Origin of the sequence: Streptomyces sioyaensis (assembly GCF_004122735.1) — a bacterium.
Lineage (GTDB): Bacteria > Actinomycetota > Actinomycetes > Streptomycetales > Streptomycetaceae > Streptomyces > Streptomyces sioyaensis.
The window spans coordinates 55,863-72,628 of record NZ_SDIF01000031.1 but is presented as its reverse complement, the minus strand read 5'-3'; the positions used below and the strand labels follow the sequence as shown (position 1 = coordinate 72,628).

17 protein-coding genes are annotated in these 16,766 nt (G+C 73.7%); 7 read left to right on the top strand and 10 right to left on the bottom strand.

What is annotated here, in order from left to right:
* Nucleotides 1-299: 299 nt before the first annotated feature.
* Entirely contained in the window at nucleotides 300-1,685 is a 1,386-nt protein-coding gene (locus EST54_RS14030) for an aminopeptidase P family protein (RefSeq protein WP_129247932.1), read from the top strand.
* A gap of 24 nt (nucleotides 1,686-1,709) precedes the next feature.
* Here the strand turns inward: EST54_RS14030 and EST54_RS14025 are convergent, their stop codons facing one another.
* From EST54_RS14025 to EST54_RS14000, 6 genes are all read right to left on the bottom strand, one after another.
* Nucleotides 1,710-2,408 (bottom strand): GntR family transcriptional regulator, encoded by a 699-nt coding sequence (locus EST54_RS14025; protein WP_129247931.1) that lies wholly within the window; start codon nucleotides 2,406-2,408, stop codon nucleotides 1,710-1,712.
* Between the two features lie 99 nt (nucleotides 2,409-2,507).
* Nucleotides 2,508-3,509, bottom strand: a complete 1,002-nt coding sequence (locus EST54_RS14020; RefSeq protein WP_129247930.1) for a proline racemase family protein — start codon at nucleotides 3,507-3,509, stop codon at nucleotides 2,508-2,510.
* Nucleotides 3,510-3,519: 10 nt separating this feature from the next.
* Complete coding sequence (locus tag EST54_RS14015; protein ID WP_129247929.1) at nucleotides 3,520-4,416, bottom strand: dihydrodipicolinate synthase family protein; 897 nt, start codon at nucleotides 4,414-4,416, stop codon at nucleotides 3,520-3,522.
* Nucleotides 4,417-4,492: 76 nt separating this feature from the next.
* Nucleotides 4,493-5,881 carry an FAD/NAD(P)-dependent oxidoreductase gene (locus tag EST54_RS14010; RefSeq protein WP_129247928.1) on the bottom strand — a complete coding sequence of 463 codons (1,389 nt, stop codon included), beginning with the start codon at nucleotides 5,879-5,881 and terminating at the stop codon, nucleotides 4,493-4,495.
* Nucleotides 5,862-6,188, bottom strand: coding sequence for a (2Fe-2S)-binding protein (locus tag EST54_RS14005; RefSeq protein ID WP_129247927.1), 327 nt, complete (start codon nucleotides 6,186-6,188; stop codon nucleotides 5,862-5,864). Before EST54_RS14005 ends, EST54_RS14010 begins: the two co-directional genes overlap by 20 nt.
* Complete coding sequence (locus tag EST54_RS14000; RefSeq protein ID WP_244942512.1) at nucleotides 6,185-7,357, bottom strand: NAD(P)/FAD-dependent oxidoreductase; 1,173 nt, start codon at nucleotides 7,355-7,357, stop codon at nucleotides 6,185-6,187. The genes EST54_RS14005 and EST54_RS14000 overlap by 4 nt, the downstream gene beginning before the upstream one ends.
* Before the next feature lie 351 nt (nucleotides 7,358-7,708).
* Here EST54_RS14000 and EST54_RS13995 point away from each other — a divergent pair, with 351 nt between their 5' ends.
* On the top strand, nucleotides 7,709-8,401 hold the full coding sequence (locus EST54_RS13995; RefSeq protein WP_129247926.1) for a pyridoxamine 5'-phosphate oxidase family protein: 693 nt from the start codon (nucleotides 7,709-7,711) through the stop codon (nucleotides 8,399-8,401).
* A 9-nt stretch (nucleotides 8,402-8,410) separates the two neighbouring features.
* Entirely contained in the window at nucleotides 8,411-9,220 is an 810-nt protein-coding gene (locus EST54_RS13990) for a uracil-DNA glycosylase (RefSeq protein ID WP_129247925.1), read from the top strand.
* Between the two features lie 111 nt (nucleotides 9,221-9,331).
* Here the strand turns inward: EST54_RS13990 and EST54_RS13985 are convergent, their stop codons facing one another.
* Complete coding sequence (locus tag EST54_RS13985) at nucleotides 9,332-10,243, bottom strand: SDR family oxidoreductase (protein ID WP_129247924.1); 912 nt, start codon at nucleotides 10,241-10,243, stop codon at nucleotides 9,332-9,334.
* 1 nt (nucleotide 10,244) lies between these two features.
* Nucleotides 10,245-11,105 (bottom strand): SDR family oxidoreductase, encoded by an 861-nt coding sequence (locus tag EST54_RS13980; RefSeq protein ID WP_129247923.1) that lies wholly within the window; start codon nucleotides 11,103-11,105, stop codon nucleotides 10,245-10,247.
* Nucleotides 11,106-11,187: 82 nt separating this feature from the next.
* Here EST54_RS13980 and EST54_RS13975 point away from each other — a divergent pair, with 82 nt between their 5' ends.
* Genes EST54_RS13975 through EST54_RS13960 form a run of 4 tightly spaced genes read left to right on the top strand, consistent with a single transcriptional unit; the run spans nucleotide 11,188 to nucleotide 14,622 of the window.
* A complete protein-coding gene (locus EST54_RS13975; RefSeq protein WP_129247922.1) occupies nucleotides 11,188-11,979 on the top strand; it encodes an enoyl-CoA hydratase family protein in 792 nt (263 codons plus the stop codon).
* Entirely contained in the window at nucleotides 11,976-12,815 is an 840-nt protein-coding gene (locus EST54_RS13970; RefSeq protein WP_129247921.1) for a CoA transferase subunit A, read from the top strand. The genes EST54_RS13975 and EST54_RS13970 overlap by 4 nt, the downstream gene beginning before the upstream one ends.
* A complete protein-coding gene (locus tag EST54_RS13965; RefSeq protein ID WP_129247920.1) occupies nucleotides 12,812-13,558 on the top strand; it encodes a CoA-transferase subunit beta in 747 nt (248 codons plus the stop codon). The genes EST54_RS13970 and EST54_RS13965 overlap by 4 nt, the downstream gene beginning before the upstream one ends.
* An 11-nt stretch (nucleotides 13,559-13,569) precedes the next feature.
* Nucleotides 13,570-14,622, top strand: a complete 1,053-nt coding sequence (locus tag EST54_RS13960; protein ID WP_129247940.1) for an NAD(P)H-dependent flavin oxidoreductase — start codon at nucleotides 13,570-13,572, stop codon at nucleotides 14,620-14,622.
* Between the two features lie 42 nt (nucleotides 14,623-14,664).
* On the opposite strand, the gene EST54_RS13955 is transcribed toward EST54_RS13960, so the two are convergent.
* On the bottom strand, nucleotides 14,665-15,822 hold the full coding sequence (locus EST54_RS13955) for an acetyl-CoA C-acetyltransferase (RefSeq protein WP_129247919.1): 1,158 nt from the start codon (nucleotides 15,820-15,822) through the stop codon (nucleotides 14,665-14,667).
* 71 nt (nucleotides 15,823-15,893) lie between these two features.
* Nucleotides 15,894-16,676 carry an SDR family oxidoreductase gene (locus EST54_RS13950; protein WP_129247918.1) on the bottom strand — a complete coding sequence of 261 codons (783 nt, stop codon included), beginning with the start codon at nucleotides 16,674-16,676 and terminating at the stop codon, nucleotides 15,894-15,896.
* Nucleotides 16,677-16,766: the final 90 nt, after the last annotated feature.

Sequence of the window (16,766 nt, the reverse complement as noted above, 5' to 3'; positions counted from 1 at the left end):
CCCTTCCGGAGGTTCAGGTGCCCCCTTCGCATTTGCCGCGCAGTGTCCTGCTGGGCGCGAGCCTCGCGGCGGCCCGGGCCGGCTGAACGCTGGGCAGGGCGAGGGACGCCGCGAGGCTCGCGACCAGCAGGACACTGCGCGGCAAATGCGAAGGGGGCACCTGAACCTCCGGAAGGGGGTGGGGGGTTGGGTGGAGAGCGAGGCGAGGGGCCTTCACTCCACGAGGTGTGACCCATAACATAGTAATGTGAAATTGCACTGACAAGACTTCAGGAACTTTCTTTCCCGGAGGTGTAACCATGACCGTGCGCCCCACCCAACTCCACACCGGGAGCCACGACTTGCCGGTGTCGGACGCCCTCGCCGACTTCATGACCGACGGATGGGCCACGCCCCCGCTCCCGGCCGGCACCCGCGTCCCCGGCTTCGCGCACTTCGCCGGCCGACGGGCCCGCCTCGCCGCGAGCTTCCCCGGCGAGCGGCTGCTCGTCCCCGCCGGGGAGTTGCGGGTCCGCTCCCACGACTGCGACCACCGCTTCCGGCCGCACAGTGCGTACGCCTGGCTGACCGGGCTGACCGGCGAGGACCAGCCGGGCCATGTCCTGGTGCTGGAACCGGACGGCGAGGCGGTGCTGTATCTGCGGCCGAGGGCGCCGCGGGACGCCGGCGGCGCGTTCTACCGGGACCGCAAGTACGGCGAGTTCTGGGTGGGCCGCCGCCCCGATCTGGCCGAGGCCGAGCAGCTCACCGGCGTGCGCTGTGCGCACCTGGACGACCTGGTGCACCACCGGTCCGACCGGAATGCCGCCCACGACGCCGAACTCACCACCGTCCTCAGCGAGTTGCGGCTGGTGAAGGACGCCTGGGAGGTGGCTGAGCTACAGCAGGCCGTCGAGCACACCGTCACCGGCTTCGAGGATGTCGTACGGTCCCTTCCCGCCGCGCTGCGCCACCCGCGCGGCGAACGCTGGATCGAGGGGGTCTTCCAGCTGCGCGCCCGCGCCGAGGGCAACGGCACGGGGTACGAGACCATCGCCGCCGCCGGCGCCCACGCCTGCGTCCTCCACTGGATCCGCAACGACGGCCCGCTCGACCCGGACCAGTTGCTGCTGCTCGACGCGGGGGTGGAGACCGACTCGCTGTACACCGCCGACATCACCCGCACCCTTCCGCTGTCCGGGCGCTTCTCCCCCGTGCAGCGCCGGGTGTACGAGCTGGTGCTCGCCGCGCAGGACGCGGGGATCGCCGCACTGAAGCCGGGCGCCAGCTTCCGCGACTTCCACCGGGCCTGCTCGGGCGTCCTGGCCGAGGGCCTGGCCGACTGGGGGGTGCTGCGCGTCCCGGCGGCACAGGCACTCGCCGCCGACAGCGGTCTCCACCGGCGCTACACGCTGTGCAGTTCCGGCCATATGCTCGGCCTCGATGTCCACGACTGCGGCCGGGCCCGCGCCGAGCAGTATCTGGACGGCGTCCTGGCCGAGGGGCAGGTACTGACGGTCGAGCCGGGCCTCTACCTCCAGCCCGACGACGAGACCCTGCCGCGGGAGCTGCGCGGCATCGGGGTGCGTATCGAGGACGATCTGGTGATCACGGCGGACGGTGCCCGGCTGATGTCGGGCGGGCTGCCGCGCACCGTCGACGGGGTGGAGGAGTGGATGGACGGGCTGCTGGCCCGGAACGTCTGACCCGGCGGCCGTCCCCGGCCCCGGTCAGGCCTGGAGGTCGCGCGGGACCGTCGGCTCGGCCCGCTCCTGGGCCCACAGCGAGCGGACATGGCCGAGGTGGCGGGCCATACAGGCCTCGGCCGCCTCGGCATCGCCGGTCAGCATCACGTCGAGGAGTTCCACGTGTTCCTCGGCGGAGGGCAGCAGTTGGTTGCGCTCGTCGAGGCGGGTGAGGCCGTAGAGACGGGAGCGCTTGCGCAGTTCGCCGACCGTTTCGACGAGGCGGTCGTTGCCGCTGAGGCCGAGCAGCGCGAGGTGGAAGCGGCGGTCGGCCTCCAGATATCCGATCAGGTCGTGCGCGCGGGCGGCGGCGACGATCTCCAGGGCGGCCGGGCGGAGGGCTTCGAGTTGTTCCCGGCGGGCGGTGCGGGTGACCCGGCCGATGACCGGGACCTCGATCAGCGCACGGATTTCGGTGTACTGATCGAGGTCGCGCTCGCTCACCTCGGTGATCCGGAAGCCCTTGTTGCGTACCGGTTCGACCAGACCCTCCCGGGCCAGATCGAGCATCGCCTCGCGCACCGGGGTGGCGGAGACACCGAAGTCGGCGGCGAGGCCCGGGGCGGAGTAGACCGATCCCGGGCGGAGTTCGCCCGCTATCAGGGCGGCGCGCAGCTGATGGGCGACCTGATCGCGAAGTCGCTCCTGCGCGGTGATCAGGCTGCGGTGCTTGAGTTCACCCATCGTGGTCCTCCGAGTTGCTGCGGAGTGCCAGCGTACAATGTCACGTTGCGCGTACTGCCTGGTGGCGGCAGCGACCGACCCGCCGCCCCGGTGCCGCGCTCAGAGCAGGAACCCGGCGGGGAACGGATCGGCCGGATCGAGGAAGTACTGCGCGGTACCGGTCACCCAGGCCCGCCCGGTGACGGTGGGGACGACGGCCGGCCGCCCGCCGACCGTGGTCTTGCCCACGAGCCGGCCGGTGAACTCGGTCCCGATGAACGACTCGTTGGCGAAGTCCTGCCCTAGGAAGAGTTCACCGCGGGCATGCAGCTGCGCCATCCGTGCGGAGGTGCCGGTACCGCAGGGTGAGCGGTCGAACCAGCCGGGATGGATGGCCATCGCGTGCCGGGAGCGGGTGGCAGTCGATCCCGGTGCGGCGAAATAGACGTGTTTGAGGCCGCCGATCCGCTCGTCCTCGGGGTGGACCGGCCGGTCGGTGGTGTTCACGGCGTCCATGAGGGCGAGTCCGGCGGCCAGGATGTCGTGCTTGCGGTCCCGGTCGAAGGGCAGCCCGACGCTGTCCAGCGGCAGGATGGCGTAGAAATTGCCGCCGTAGGCGAGGTCATAGCTGAGCGTGCCGTATCCGGGGACGGTGACCTTGCGGTCGAGTCCGGCACAGAACGCGGGCACGTTGGTGAGCGTGACGGCCGTCGCCGCCCCGTCCGTGACCTGCACCTCGGCGGTGACCAGTCCGGCCGGGGTGTCGAGGCGCACCGTGGTCACCGGTTCGACCACCGCCACCATGCCGGTCTCGACGAGGACGGTGGCCACCCCGATCGTCCCGTGCCCGCACATCGGCAGATAGCCGGAGACCTCGATGAACAGCACGCCCCAGTCGGCGTCCGGGCGGGTCGGCGGCTGGAGGATCGCCCCGCTCATGGCGGCATGGCCGCGCGGCTCGTACATCAGCAACGTCCGGATGTCGTCGCGGTGTTCGGCCATGTACAGCCGGCGCTCGGCCATGGTGGCGCCGGGGAGGGTGCCGACGCCGCCGGTGATGACGCGGGTGGGCATGCCCTCGGTGTGGGAGTCGACGGCATGGAAGACGTGGCGGGTGCGCATGGGATTCCTCTCAGTGGTGACCGTCGGCGAGGAGCTTCTCGGTGGCGGCGCGGAGCGGGGCCGACTGCCCGGTGGGGAGCGGGAAGCGGGGCGGGCGGGTCGGGCCGCCGTGGTGCCCGGCGAGGTCCATCGAGAGCTTGATCGCCTGCACGAACTCGGGCTTGGAGTCCCAGCGCAGCAGCGGGTGCAGGGCGCGGTAGAGCGGCAGCGCGGTGTCCAGGTCCCCGGCGACGGCGGCCCGGTAGAGGGTGCCGCACGCCTCGGGCAGCGCGTTCGGGTAGCCCGCGATCCAGCCGACCGCGCCGGCCAGGGCGAGTTCGAGGAGGACGTCGTCGGCGCCGATCAACAGGTCGAGCTCCGGGGCGACTTCGGCGATCTCGTAGGCCCGGCGGACGTCGCCGCTGAATTCCTTGACGGCGACGATGCTGCCGTCGGCGTGCAGGTCGGCGAGGAGGCCCGGGGTGAGGTCGACCTTGGTGTCGAAGGGGTTGTTGTAGGCGACGACGGGCAGACCGACCGCGGCCACCTCGGCGAAGTGGGCGCGGACCGCTTCCGGGTCGGCGCGGAAGGCGTTGGGCGGCAGCAGCAGGACGGACCCGGCGCCCGCCTCGGCGGCCTGCTCGGCCCAGCGGCATGCGGCGGCGCTGTCGTACGCGGAGACGCCGGGCATCACCCGGTCCCCCGCGCCCGCGGCGGCCACGGCGGTCCGGACGACCTGGGCACGCTCGTCGTCGGTCAGCGTCTGGTACTCGCCGAGGGAGCCGTTGGGGACGACGCCGTCGCAGCCGGCGGAGAGCAGCCGTGCGACCTGGGCGGCGTAGGCGTCGTGGTCGACGGAGAGATCGTCGCGGAAGGGGAGGGTGGTGGCGACCATGATGCCGTGCCACGGGCGGGTGCGGATGACCATCTGCAGTCTCCTTCTATGAGGTGTGACATTTTACTGAGCTGTAGCGGATTGCCAAGACCGCCGTTCCGAACCGCTGTTACTCCCGAGCGAGTTCGCCCAGCGTGACAGGGCAGGCGAGGAGCCTGCGGCCGGCCGCGGGTTCGGTCTCCCCCGCGAGGTGGGCCACGGCCGGGCCGCATACCCGCCCCTGGCACCAGCCCATACCGGCCCGGGTGAGCAGTTTGACGGTGCGGGTGTCGCGGGCCCCGAGGTCGTCGACGGCGTCCCGGATCCGGCCGGCGGTGACTTCCTCGCAGCGGCAGACCTCGGTGTCCGCGCCGAGCCAGTCGGACCAGCCGGCCCGCGGCGCATGGGCGGCGGCCATCGCCCCGGCAAACCGCCGCAGCCGGTCACGCCGCCGCAGCAGCGCACCCCCCGGCGCCCGCCGCGCGAGGTCGTACGCCGCCAACTCGCCCTCCACCACGGCGAGTTCGGCACCCCCCACACCGCCGGCCTCGCCGGCCGCCCAGACACCGTCGACCGTGGTCCGCTGCCGGCCGTCGAGGACCAGCGCGGCGGTGCCGTCGGGACAACGGCGGGTCGCACAGCCCAGCGCGGTCGCCAGGTCCAGCTGCGGCACGAGTCCGTGCCCGACGGCGAGCGCATCGCACGGGACGCGCACCCCGGTCCCGGCCACCGGCCGCCAGTCCCGGTCGAGTCGGGTCAGGGTGACGGCCTCCACCCGGTCGGTGCCGTGCACGGCGGTGATCGCGCTGTGGGTACGGATGCGGACGCCGTACCGGCGCAGGGTGGCCGCGTGCGCAGCACCTTCGACGAGCTTGCGCGGGTTGGCGGCGAGCGTGCGCGGCGCGCGGGCGTATCCGGCGTAGCCGCCCGCCTCGACGACCACCGGCACGCTGGCTCCGGCGGCGGCCAGCGACCCCGCGACGGCGAGCAGCAGCGGCCCACTGCCCGCGACCACGATCCGCTGCCCCGGCATCACCAGCCCCGCCTTGAGCATGGCCTGCGCACCGCCCGCGCCCACGACCCCGGGCAGCGTCCAGCCGGGGAAGGGCAGTTGACGCTCGTACGCACCGGTGGCGAGGAGCACCTTCCGCGCGGCCACCTCGGCCCGACCCTGCGCCCCGTCGGGCCCGGTCACCGCGTGCACGGCCCAGTGCGCCGACTCCCGGGTGACCGCCCAGACATGGTGCTCGGTGACGTGCCGGACCCGGCCGGCCGCGCGGTGCACGTCCAGCCGGGCGGCACGCCGGGCGAACGCGCCCCAGGAGTGGTGCAGGGCCTGCGGACGGGCCGCGCCCAGCCCGGGGGCCGGCTGCCGGTAGAACTGTCCGCCGGGCCGGGCGGCGGCATCGACCAGCGCCACCGTCAGCCCGAGGTCGGCGGCGGTGACGGCGGCCGCGAGCCCGGCCGGCCCCGCGCCGATGACGGCAAGGTCATGGGTGTCAGACGGTGAGATCGGCACGCCCGTGTCCCTCCTGGGTGGTGACCGCGTCCCCCGGCCGGGCCGGTACCAGGCAGGCCCGTTGATTGGGGACGCCGTTGACGGTGGCCAGACAGTCGAAACAGGAACCGATCCCGCAGAAGGCGCCCCGCGGCCGGCCGCTCTGGCGCGTGGTCCGCCAGGAGAGCACCCCCGCCGCCCAGAGTGCGGCCGCGATGCTCTGCCCGGGCAGCGCGGACAGCGCCCGCCCGTCGAGCGTGATCTCGAACGCCGGCCCTGGCGCGGCCCGTACGAGAGCGGCGGGGGTGCGGCGTCGGCGTCGGTTCATGCCGGCTCCCTTCCTTCGGTGAAGCGCTCCGGGCGGAACGGTCGCGCGTCCAGCGGGCCGGGGGTGTCCGTCAGCGCGGCGGCGATCAGCCGGCCGGTGGCCGGGGCGAGGCCGATGCCCGCGCCCTCGTGGCCGCAGGCGTGCAGCAGGCCCGGGGCACGCGGATCGGGGCCGATCGCCGGGAGGTGGTCCGGGAGGTAGGGGCGAAAGCCCTGGTACGTACGGATCACCCGGACGCCCGCCAGGACGGGGAACAGCGCCGTCGCCTGGGCGGCGAGCCGGCGCAGCACCTCGGCCGAGAGCGTGCGGTCGAAGCCGACGCGTTCGCGGCTGGCGCCGATGAGCACCGGGCCGGCCGGGGTGCCCTCGACGACGGCGGAGGTCTGCAGCGCGGCCGAGCCGCTGGCCACGTCGGCGACGTAGTCCGCGGCATACACCTTGCGGCGTACGACCCGCGGCAACGGCTCGGTGACCAGTACGTATCCCCGGCGCGGCAGGACCGGGACGGTCACCCCCGCAAGCGAGGCCAGCCGGCCGGCCCAGGTGCCGGTGGCGTTCACGACCGCGGGGGCGAGGAGGTCGCCGCGCGGGGTACGCACGCCGCGAACCGCTCCGCCGGGCCCACGCAGGACGGCCGTGACCTCGGCCCCCAGATGCAGTCGGGCCCCGGAGGCACGCAGCAAGTGGGCGGCGGCCAGGGCGGGCTGGACCTGCGCGTCCTGCGGGTAGCGGACGCCGCCGGCGAGGCCGGGCGCGAGATGGGGTTCGATGTCCCGCAGCCGGTCGCCGGGGAGTTCCGTAATCTCCACGCCCGCCTCGCCCTGCGCCGCACGGAACGCACGCAGGGCCTTCATACCCGGCGCATCAGCGGCGACGACCAGGCCGCCCTTCGTCTCGTACTCGATCTCCGGCGGGAGTTCGGCGGCCAGTTCGCGCCACAGGCGGGTGGAGAGCAGTGCGAGCGCGAGTTCCGGGCCCGGCTCCTTGTCGGAGACCAGCAGGTTGCCCTCGCCGGCTCCGGTGGTGCCGCCCGCGACGGGTCCGCGGTCGACCACGGCGACGGAGAGACCGGAGCGGCCGGCGTAGTACGCACAGGCGGCGCCGACCACACCGGCCCCGACGATCACGACGTCCGCGGCGTCCAGGGAGTGTCTGTGTCTCGTGGGCACGTCAGTAATATGTCACACAACACACGCTCGGAAAAGGGTACTTCGCACGCCTCGGTCGCGAACTCCTCCAAGGGGGCAGGGCGGGACGGGCCGCCGTCCGGTGTCGTACCCATGCTTGGCACCTCGTACGGCCCGGGGTGGGCGACGGGGGTCGACCTGACCAGGAGCCCGGGGGTAGGGGGCGCAGCTGGAGCAGCATCCGCCGGGCGATGTGCGGAATTCGTTGACATTCAATTTCGTGGCGACGAATTCATGCTCCATCTGGCGAGATGACCACTGGATCAGTAGAATCTCGGGGCAGGGTCGGCTGCCTGCCCCGGCCCGTCACCCGTACTCCTCGGAAGGGCCGTGATGACCTCCCCCTCGACCGGCCGGGCGCTGCCGGAGACCGAGCGCACCCGCCATCGCCGGCTGCGTGAGCAGGGCAGCCTCGACCGGGCCGCACTCGATGCCGTGCTGGCCGCCGGCTTTCTGTGCCACCTCGGTGTGGTCGTGGACGGCACACCGATGGTGGTGCCCACGGTCTACGGCGCGGACGGCGGCACGCTGTACTTCCACGGGTCGGTCGCCAGCCGCAGCCTGGTCGCCTCGCCCGGCGCGACTGTCTGTGTCACCGTGACGCATGTCGACGGGCTGGTGCTGGCCCGCTCGGTGTTCGAGCACGGCGTCAACTACCGCAGCGCGATGGTGTACGGCACTCCCCGCCCGGTCACCGACCCGGAGGAGAAGCTCGCCGGTCTGCGCTGTCTGACCGAACAAGCGGCACCGGGCCAGTGGGACTACGCCCGGCGCCCGAGCCGCAAGGAACTCGCCGCCACGGCACTGCTCGCCCTCTCCCTCGACGAAGCGTCCGTGAAGATCCGGACGGGACCGCCGGACGACGGGGACGGTGCGGACGCCGAACTCGGCCTGTGGGCCGGTGTACTTCCCCTGCACACCGCCTGGGGCCCCCTCGAACCGGACCCCGCGCTCCCCGCGGACCTCGCCCCTCCCGCGCATCTCGCCGACCGTGCCGCGTCCCCGGCCGGCCGCCCCGGCGCTTAGCGTGGGGGAATGGACGAGACCGGGGCGGCGCGGACACCGCCGGGTAGCGACGAGGAGGCCTTTCCGGCCTACCACGCGGCGCGGTGCGGCGGGCTCGCCGAGCTCGACGCGCAGTTGATCGGGTGCCGGGCCTGTCCCCGGCTGGTGGAATGGCGGGAGCGGACCGGCGCGCATCCGCGTGCGGCGTTCCGGGACTGGGAGTACTGGGCGCGCCCCGTCCCGGGGTTCGGGCCGCCGGACGCGGCACTGGCCGTCGTCGGGCTGGCGCCGGCCGCGCACGGCGGCAACCGCACCGGCCGGATGTTCACCGGGGACGCCTCCGGCGACTTCCTGTTCAGGGCGCTGCATGCGGTCGGCCTCGCCTCCCGGCCCACCGCGACGCACCGGGGCGACGGCCTGGAGCTGTACGGGGTACGGGTCACGGCGCCGGTCCACTGCGCTCCGCCGGAGAACAAGCCGACGCCCACCGAGCGCCGTACCTGCCGGCCGTGGTTGTCGGCGGAGCTGGAACTCCTCAGCCCCCATCTGCGGACGGTCGTGGCGCTGGGCGCCTTCGGCTGGCAGGCGCTGCTGCCCGTACTCGGCGAGGCGGGGTGGCCGCTCCCCCGCCCCCGGCCGGCGTTCGGTCACGGCGTCCAGCTGACCCTGCCGGCCGCGGGCCGCCGACGGGAACTCCAGGTGCTGGGGAGCTACCACCCCAGCCAGCGCAATACGTTCACGGGCCGGCTCACCTTCGACATGCTCGTCGAGCTGCTGGCGAGCGCCGCCGGACTCGCGGGGCTGGGACGCCCTGGCGGCTTGGGACGCCCTGGCGGCTGAGGACGCCGGGCCCGGGCACCGTGGGACCGCCGAACGGCAGCCGGCAGCCGGCAGCCGGCCGTCGGCTACCCGACGGCGGTACGCCCCCGGTCGGGCCCCCGGCCGGGCCCGTCACCGCGCGCCGTACACCGGCCCCGGCTCCTCCGCGGCGGCCAGCAGCCGGCGGGCGGCCCCGCCCGCCTCGGCCGGGGTCCAGCGGCTTCCCTTGTCCACGGTGGGGCCGGGGCGCCAGCCCTCCATCACCGTGATGCGGCCCGCCTCGGCCTCGAAGACCCGGCCGGTGACCCCGGCGCTGTCGGCGGAGGACAGCCAGACCACCAGCGGGGAGACGTTCTCCGGGGCCATCGCGTCGAACTCCCCGTCGGCCGGCGCCGCCATCGTCGCGGCGAAGGTCCGCTCGGTCATCCGGGTGCGGGCGGCCGGCGCGATGGCGTTGATCTGGACGCCGTAGCGGGCCATTTCAGCGGCGGCGACGAGGGTGAGGCCGATGATGCCGGCCTTGGCGGCGGAGTAGTTGCCCTGTCCGACGCTGCCGAGCAGCCCGGCGCCCGAAGCGGTGTTGAGGACGCGGGCGTCGGGCGTGCGGCCGGACTTGGCTTCGGCCCGCCAGTGGGCCGCGGCGTGCCGTAGCGGGAGGAAGTGGCCCTTGAGGTGGACGCGGATGACGGCGTCCCAGTCGTCCTCGTCGAGGTTGACGAGCATCCGGTCGCGCAGGAATCCGGCGTTGTTGACGAGGGTGTCGAGCCGGCCGAAGGTGTCCAGGGCGGTGGCGACGAGGGAGGCGGCGCCTTCGGTGGTGGTGATGTCGCCGCTGTGGGCGACGGCTTGGCCGCCGCGTGCCCGGATCTCGTCGGCGACCTGCTGGGCCGGGCCGGCCGAGGCGCCGGCGCCGTCGGGAGCCACCCCGAGGTCGTTCACCACGACCTGGGCTCCCTCGGCGGCGAGAGCCAGCGCATGGGCCCGGCCGAGCCCCCGGCCGGCTCCCGTGACGACGACGACCCGTCCGGCGCAGATTCCGGTCATGTCAATTCTCCTCGGGGGCTTCGGTACCGGCGATCGAGGGAGGCTCGTCGGCGGCTTCACGGAAGGCGGTGGGGTGGTCGGCGGTGGGGTGGTTGACCGTGGCGGCGTCCAGGAAGGCGGGGCGCTCGCCGCCGCCGTGGACGAGCAGGCTGGCGCCGGTGAGGTACGCGGCCCGGTCGGAGGCGAGAAAGACGCAGGCGTCGCCGATCTCGGCGGGTTCGGCGAGCCGGCCGGCCGGGACGGTGGCGCCGACGGCGGCGATGCCCGCCTCGTCCCCGTAGTGCAGGGCGGAGAGTTCGGTGCGCACCATGCCGAGGACGAGGGTGTTGACGCGGACCCGGGGAGCCCACTCGACGGCCATGGAGCGGGCGAGGTTCTCCAGACCCGCCTTGGCCGCGCCGTAGGCGGCGGTCCCGGGCGACGGGCGGGTGCCGCTGACACTGCCGATCATCAGGACCGAACCGCCGGCCGGCTGCTGCCGCATCACCTCGTAGGCGGCGAGCGAGGCGGTCAGCGGCGCGAGGAGGTTGAGCGCGACGACCCGGGCGTGCCGCTCGGCGTCGGTCTGTCCGAGCAGCCGGTACGGCGTGCCGCCGGCGTTGTTCACCAGGCAGTCCAGCCGGCCGTGCGCCGCCGCGAGCCGGTCGAAGAATGCCCGTACGGCGTCGGGTTCGCGCAGATCGAGCGGGTGGAAACGGGCGCTGCGGCCGGCCGCCGCGACGGGGCGCTCCGGCGGCCGGCGGGCGCAGATCACGACCTCGGCACCGGCCCGCAGGAAAGCGCAGGCGATACCGGCGCCGACGCCCCGGGTGCCGCCGGTGACCACGGCGAGCTGTCCGGACAGATCGAGGGTCAGGCTCACTCGGCACCCCTCCCGCAGCGCGCGGTCCGCTGCTAACTTCGCTACCTAACAAACGCTTGGTGGAAAGGTAGCTGATCCACTCATGGGTGTCTCCACCTCCAGGCCGGACCACGGCATCGCCGTGATCACCGTCGACTTCCCTCCGGTCAACGCCCTTCCGGTGCAGGGCTGGTACGACCTCGCCGACGCCGTACGGGCCGCCGGCCACGACCCGGACCTGCGCTGTGTCGTCCTCGCCGCCGAGGGCCGCGGCTTCAACGCCGGCGTCGACATCAAGGAGTTGCAGCGGGACGCCGCCGCCGGCGGTCATGACGCCCTGATCGGTGTCAACCGCGGCTGCGCCGAGGCGTTTTCGGCGGTCTACGCGTGCGAGGTACCGGTCGTCGCGGCGGTGCACGGCTTCTGTCTGGGCGGCGGCATCGGGCTGGTCGGGAACGCGGATGCGATCGTGGCCAGTGAGGAGGCCACCTTCGGCCTGCCCGAGCTGGACCGCGGTGCGCTCGGCGCGGCCACCCATCTGGCCCGGCTGGTCCCCCAGCATCTGATGCGCGCGCTCTACTACACCTCGCGCACCGCCACCGCCGCCGAACTCCAGGCGCACGGCTCGGTGTGGAAGGTCGTCCCGCGCGCCGGACTGCGCCACGCCGCACTGGATCTGGCGCGGGAGATCGCCCGGAAGGACGGCGGTCTCCTCCGTCTCGCCAAGGCCGCGATCAACGGCATCGACCCCGTGGACGTCCATCGCAGTTACCGCTTCGAGCAGGGCTTCACCTTCGAGGCGAACCTCAGCGGTGTCGCCGACCGCGTCCGCGACACCTTCGGCGCACCGGCCGGCGCACCGGCCGGCTCACCAACAGAGGAAGGCCGACCGTGACCGACAAGACCATGACGCCGGAGGACGTCGTCTCCCGGCTGCGCAGCGGGATGACCCTCGGCATCGGCGGCTGGGGGGCGCGCCGTAAGCCGATGGCGCTGGTACGGGCGCTGCTGCGCTCCGACATCACCGATCTGACCGTGATTTCGTACGGCGGCCCCGACGTCGGGCTGCTCGCCGCCGCGGGCCGGATCCGCACGCTGGTCGCGGCGTTCGTGACCCTCGACTCGATCCCCCTGGAGCCGCACTTCCGCGCGGCGCGCCAGCGTGGCGCGTTCGAGCTGCGGGAGATCGACGAGGCGATGTTCCTGTGGGGCCTGACCGCAGCCGCCCACCGGCTGCCGTTCCTCCCCGTACGGGCCGGTCTCGGCTCGGACGTCATGCGGGTCAACCCGGGCCTGCGGACGGTGACCTCGCCGTACGAGGACGGGGAGACCTTCGTCGCCGCGCCGGCGCTGCGGATGGACGCGGCGCTGGTCCATCTCAACCGTGCCGACCGGCGGGGAAACGGCCAGTACCTGGGCCCCGACCCGTACTTCGACGATCTGTTCTGCGCGGCCGCGGAGGAGGCCTATGTCTCCTGCGAGCGGCTCGTGGACGACTTCGGCACGGCCCTCCCGCAGACGCTGCTGGTCCAGCGGCACACGGTGACCGGCGTCGTCGAGACCCCGAACGGGGCGCACTTCACCTCCTGCGTCCCCGATCACGACCGCGACGAGGCCTTCCAGCGGATGTACGCGACCACGCCCTGGCCGGAGTTCGCCGAGCGGTTCCTGTCGGGGGACGAGAAGGCGTACCAGTCGGCGGTCCAGACCTGGCACGAGGAGCAGCAGTGAGCCCGACCAGCACGGCCACCCGCGCCGAGTTCTGCGTGATCGCCTGTGCCGAGGCCTGGCGCGACAACGGGGAGGTGCTCGCCAGCCCGATGGGCCTGATCCCGTCGCTCGGCGCCCGGCTCGCCCGGCGCACGTTCTCCCCCGATCTGCTGCTGACCGACGGGGAGGCGCTGCTCGTGGGCCCGGACGGTACCGCGGAGGGCTGGCTGCCCTACCGCCGGCATCTGGCCCTGGTGACCGGCGGGAAGCGGCACGTGATGATGGGCGCGAGCCAGCTCGACCGCTTCGGCAACCAGAACATCTCCTGCATCGGCGACTGGCAGCGGCCCGACCGCCAGCTCCTCGGCGTCCGCGGCGCGCCCGTCAACACTCTCAACAATCCGGTGAGTTACTGGGTGCCGAAGCATTCGGCGCGGGTCTTCGTCGAGCGGGTCGACATGATCTGCGGGGTCGGCTACGACAGCGCGGCCGCCGCCGGCCCGTCCGCGACCCGCTACCACCGCATCCCGCGGGTCGTCTCCCACCTCGGGGTCTTCGACTTCGAGACCCCGGACCACACCATGCGGCTGGTCTCCGTGCACCCGGGAGTGACGGCCGGACAGGTCCAGGAGGCCACCGGGTTCCCGCTCGCACTGCCCGACGAGGTGCGCTGCACCCGCGAGCCCACCGCGGCCGAACTCCGGCTGATCCGTACGGAGCTGGATCCCGAGGGGCTGCGCGAGCGCGAGGTGCCGCAGGGATGACGGAGCACCGGATCGAGACCCCGCTGACCCGGCTCGTCGGGGTGCGCCATCCCCTCGTGCAGACCGGCATGGGATGGGTGGCCGGGCCCCGGCTGGTGTCGGCCGCGGCCGAGGCGGGCGCCCTGGGGATCCTGGCCTCGGCCACCATGACCGTCGGGCAACTGCGGGCGGCGGTCCGCGAGGTCGCGTCCCGTACCGAGGCACCCTTCGGGGTCAATCTGCGGGCGGACGCGGCCGATGCGGGTGACCGGGTGCGGATCATCGTGGAGGAGGGCGTACGGGTCGCCTCGTTCGCGCTGGCTCCCTCCCGTGAGCTGATCGCCCGGCTCAAGGACGCGGGCGTCGTCGTCATCCCGTCGGTCGGGGCCCGCCGCCATGCCGAGAAGGTCGCGGCCTGGGGCGCGGACGCGGTCATCGTGCAGGGCGGCGAGGGCGGTGGGCACACCGGGAGCGTCGCCACGAGCGTGCTGCTGCCGCAGGTGGTGGACGCGGTGGACATCCCGGTGATCGCCGCGGGCGGCTTCTTCGACGGCCGGGGGCTGATCGCGGCGCTGGCCTACGGTGCGGCCGGGATCGCCATGGGAACCCGCTTCCTGCTGACGTCGGACAGCACCGTGCCACCGGCCGTACAGGCCCGCTATCTGGCGGCCGCCGTCGGCGACATCACGGTCACCACGAAGGTGGACGGGCTGCCGCACCGGATGCTGCGCAGCGAGCTGGTCGAGGCGCTGGAGCGCTCCGGGCGCACCGCCGCGCTGCTGCACGCGGTGCGCCGGGCCGCGTCGTTCCGGAAGCTGTCCGGGCTGAGCTGGGGGCAGATGATCCGGGACGGTCTGGCGATGAAGCACGGCAGGGACCTCTCCTGGAGCCAGGTCCTGCTCGCGGCCAACACCCCGATGCTGCTGCGGGCGTCGATGGTCGAGGGCCGTACCGACCTCGGGGTCATGGCTTCCGGACAGGTCGCGGGGGTGATCGGGGATCTGCCGTCCTGCGCGGAACTCGTCGACCGGATCATGGCCGAGGCGCGCGCGACGCTGACCGTGCTGCCGGGCCGGCAGGCGTGATGAGGCGGCTGCCGAACCAGCAGACTGACTTCTGATGATGCGTCAGAGTCGTTCGATGATCGTGACGTTGGCCTGGCCGCCGCCCTCGCACATGGTCTGCAGCCCGAACCGGCCGCCGGTGCGCTCCAGTTCGTGCAGCAGCGTGGTCATCAGCCGGACGCCGGTCGCGCCGAGCGGATGGCCCAGGGCGATGGCGCCGCCGTTGACGTTGACGCGCTCCGGGTCGGCGCCGGTCTCCTCGATCCAGGCCAGGACGACGGGCGCGAAGGCCTCGTTGATCTCGACCAGATCGATGTCGTCGATCGACATGCCCGTCTTCTTCAGCGCGTACGCGGTCGCCGGGATCGGTGCGGACAGCATCCGGATCGGGTCCTCGCCGCGCACCGACAGATGGTGGATGCGGGCCCGCGGGGTCAGACCGTGCGCGGCCACCGCCCGCCCGGAGGCGAGGAGCAGGGCGGCCGCGCCGTCGGAGACCTGGGAGGAGACCGCCGCGGTCAGCAGGCCGCCCGGGACGACCGGCGGCAGGGCGGCCATCTTCTCCAGGGAGGTGGTGCGGCGCGGTCCCTCGTCGGCGGTGACCTCCCCGTAGGCGACGGTCTCCCGGTCGAAACGGCCCTCGTCGAGGGCGCGGACGGCCCGCTGGTGCGAACGGAGCGCGAACTCCTCCATGTCGGCGCGGGAGAGGTGCCACTTCTCGGCGATGAGTTCGGCGCCGTGGAACTGGTCGACGGGCGCGTCCCCGTAGCGGGCCCGCCAGCCCACGGACCCGGCGAACGGGCCGTCGGTCAGCCCGAGCGGTTCGGCGGCCCGGCGGCTGGCGAAGGCGATCGGGATCTGCGACATGTTCTGCACCCCGCCCGCGACGACCAGGTCCTGGGTGCCGGAGAGCACGGCCTGGGCCGCGAAGTGCACGGCCTGCTGGGAGGAGCCGCACTGGCGGTCGACGGTGACGCCGGGCACGTGCTCGGGCAGCCCGGCGGCCAGCCAGCAGGTACGGGCGATGTCGCCGGCCTGCGGTCCCACCGCGTCCAGACAGCCGAAGACGACGTCCTCGACGGCGGCCGGATCGGCGCCGCTGCGCGCCATCAGCGCGGTCAGCACATGAGCGCCCAGATCGGCGGGGTGCACGGCCGACAGCCCGCCACCCCGCTTCCCGACCGGGGTGCGGACCGCTTCGACGACATAGGCCTCGGACATGGTGGTCTCCTGGGTCAGATTCTGCGGAGGCGCCGGCCGGTTGCGCAAGGCCTGCCGGCGGGCGCGCTCCCTCAGGCGCGCTGGGAGCTGACGGACACCGTTTCCCCGGTCAGGTACGAGGAGTAGTCGCAGGCCAGGAAGACGATGACATTGGCGACCTCCCAGGGCTCGGCGTAGCGGCCGAACGCCTCCCGCTCGGTGAGCTCCGCCAGCAGCTCGGGGGTGGTCACCTTCACCAGATGCGGGTGCATGGCGAGGCTGGGCGCGACCGCGTTGACGCGGACGCCGTACCCGGCGGCTTCCACGGCGGCGCAGCGGGTCAGCGCCATCACGCCGGCCTTGGCCGCGGCGTAGTGGGCCTGACCGCGCTGGGCGCGCCAGCCGACGACGGAGGCGTTGTTGACGATCACCCCGCCGCGGCCGGCCGCCTTCATCCGGCGCAGGGCGCCCCGGGTGCAGCGGAAGGTGCCGTTCAGGGTGACATCGAGGACCGCGCCCCACTGCGCGTCGGTCATCTCGACGAGGTCGGCGGTGCCCCCGAGTCCGGCGTTGTTGACCACGATGTCGAGGCGGCCGTGGCGCTCCTCGGCCAGCGCCAGCAGGGCGCCCACCTGGTCCTCGTCGGTGACGTCGCACGGCAGGGACGCCACCTGGCCGGCGCCGAACTCCGCGGCGAGCGCCTCGGTGCTCTCCGTCAGGCGGCGGGCATGGCTGTCGCCGATGACGATCCGGGCGCCCTCTTCCAGGAAGCGGCGGGCGGTGGCGCCGCCGATGCCGGCTCCGGCGGCCGCGGTGATGACGGCGGTCCGGCCGTCGAGCAGCCGGTGGCCGGGCACATAGGGGGGCGAGGTCATGCGCGGGCCTCCTGAGGCGGGCCGGGTGCGGGACCGGCGCGGGCGTGCCGCCGGCGCTCGGGGAGCCGGCGGGGCGGCCCTCGGCGCGGG

Bases quoted from the DNA above. Each gene is read 5' to 3' on its own strand.
- EST54_RS14030 (WP_129247932.1), top strand. From the start codon at position 300: ATGACCGTGCGCCCCACCCAACTCCACACCGGGAGCCACGACTTGCCG.
- EST54_RS14025 (WP_129247931.1), bottom strand. From the start codon at position 2,408: ATGGGTGAACTCAAGCACCGCAGCCTGATCACCGCGCAGGAGCGACTT.
- EST54_RS14020 (WP_129247930.1), bottom strand. From the start codon at position 3,509: ATGCGCACCCGCCACGTCTTCCATGCCGTCGACTCCCACACCGAGGGC.
- EST54_RS14015 (WP_129247929.1), bottom strand. From the start codon at position 4,416: ATGGTCATCCGCACCCGCCCGTGGCACGGCATCATGGTCGCCACCACC.
- EST54_RS14005 (WP_129247927.1), bottom strand. From the start codon at position 6,188: ATGAACCGACGCCGACGCCGCACCCCCGCCGCTCTCGTACGGGCCGCG.
- EST54_RS13995 (WP_129247926.1), top strand. From the start codon at position 7,709: ATGACCTCCCCCTCGACCGGCCGGGCGCTGCCGGAGACCGAGCGCACC.
- EST54_RS13990 (WP_129247925.1), top strand. From the start codon at position 8,411: ATGGACGAGACCGGGGCGGCGCGGACACCGCCGGGTAGCGACGAGGAG.
- EST54_RS13985 (WP_129247924.1), bottom strand. From the start codon at position 10,243: ATGACCGGAATCTGCGCCGGACGGGTCGTCGTCGTCACGGGAGCCGGC.
- EST54_RS13975 (WP_129247922.1), top strand. From the start codon at position 11,188: ATGGGTGTCTCCACCTCCAGGCCGGACCACGGCATCGCCGTGATCACC.
- EST54_RS13955 (WP_129247919.1), bottom strand. From the start codon at position 15,822: ATGTCCGAGGCCTATGTCGTCGAAGCGGTCCGCACCCCGGTCGGGAAG.
- EST54_RS13950 (WP_129247918.1), bottom strand. From the start codon at position 16,676: ATGACCTCGCCCCCCTATGTGCCCGGCCACCGGCTGCTCGACGGCCGG.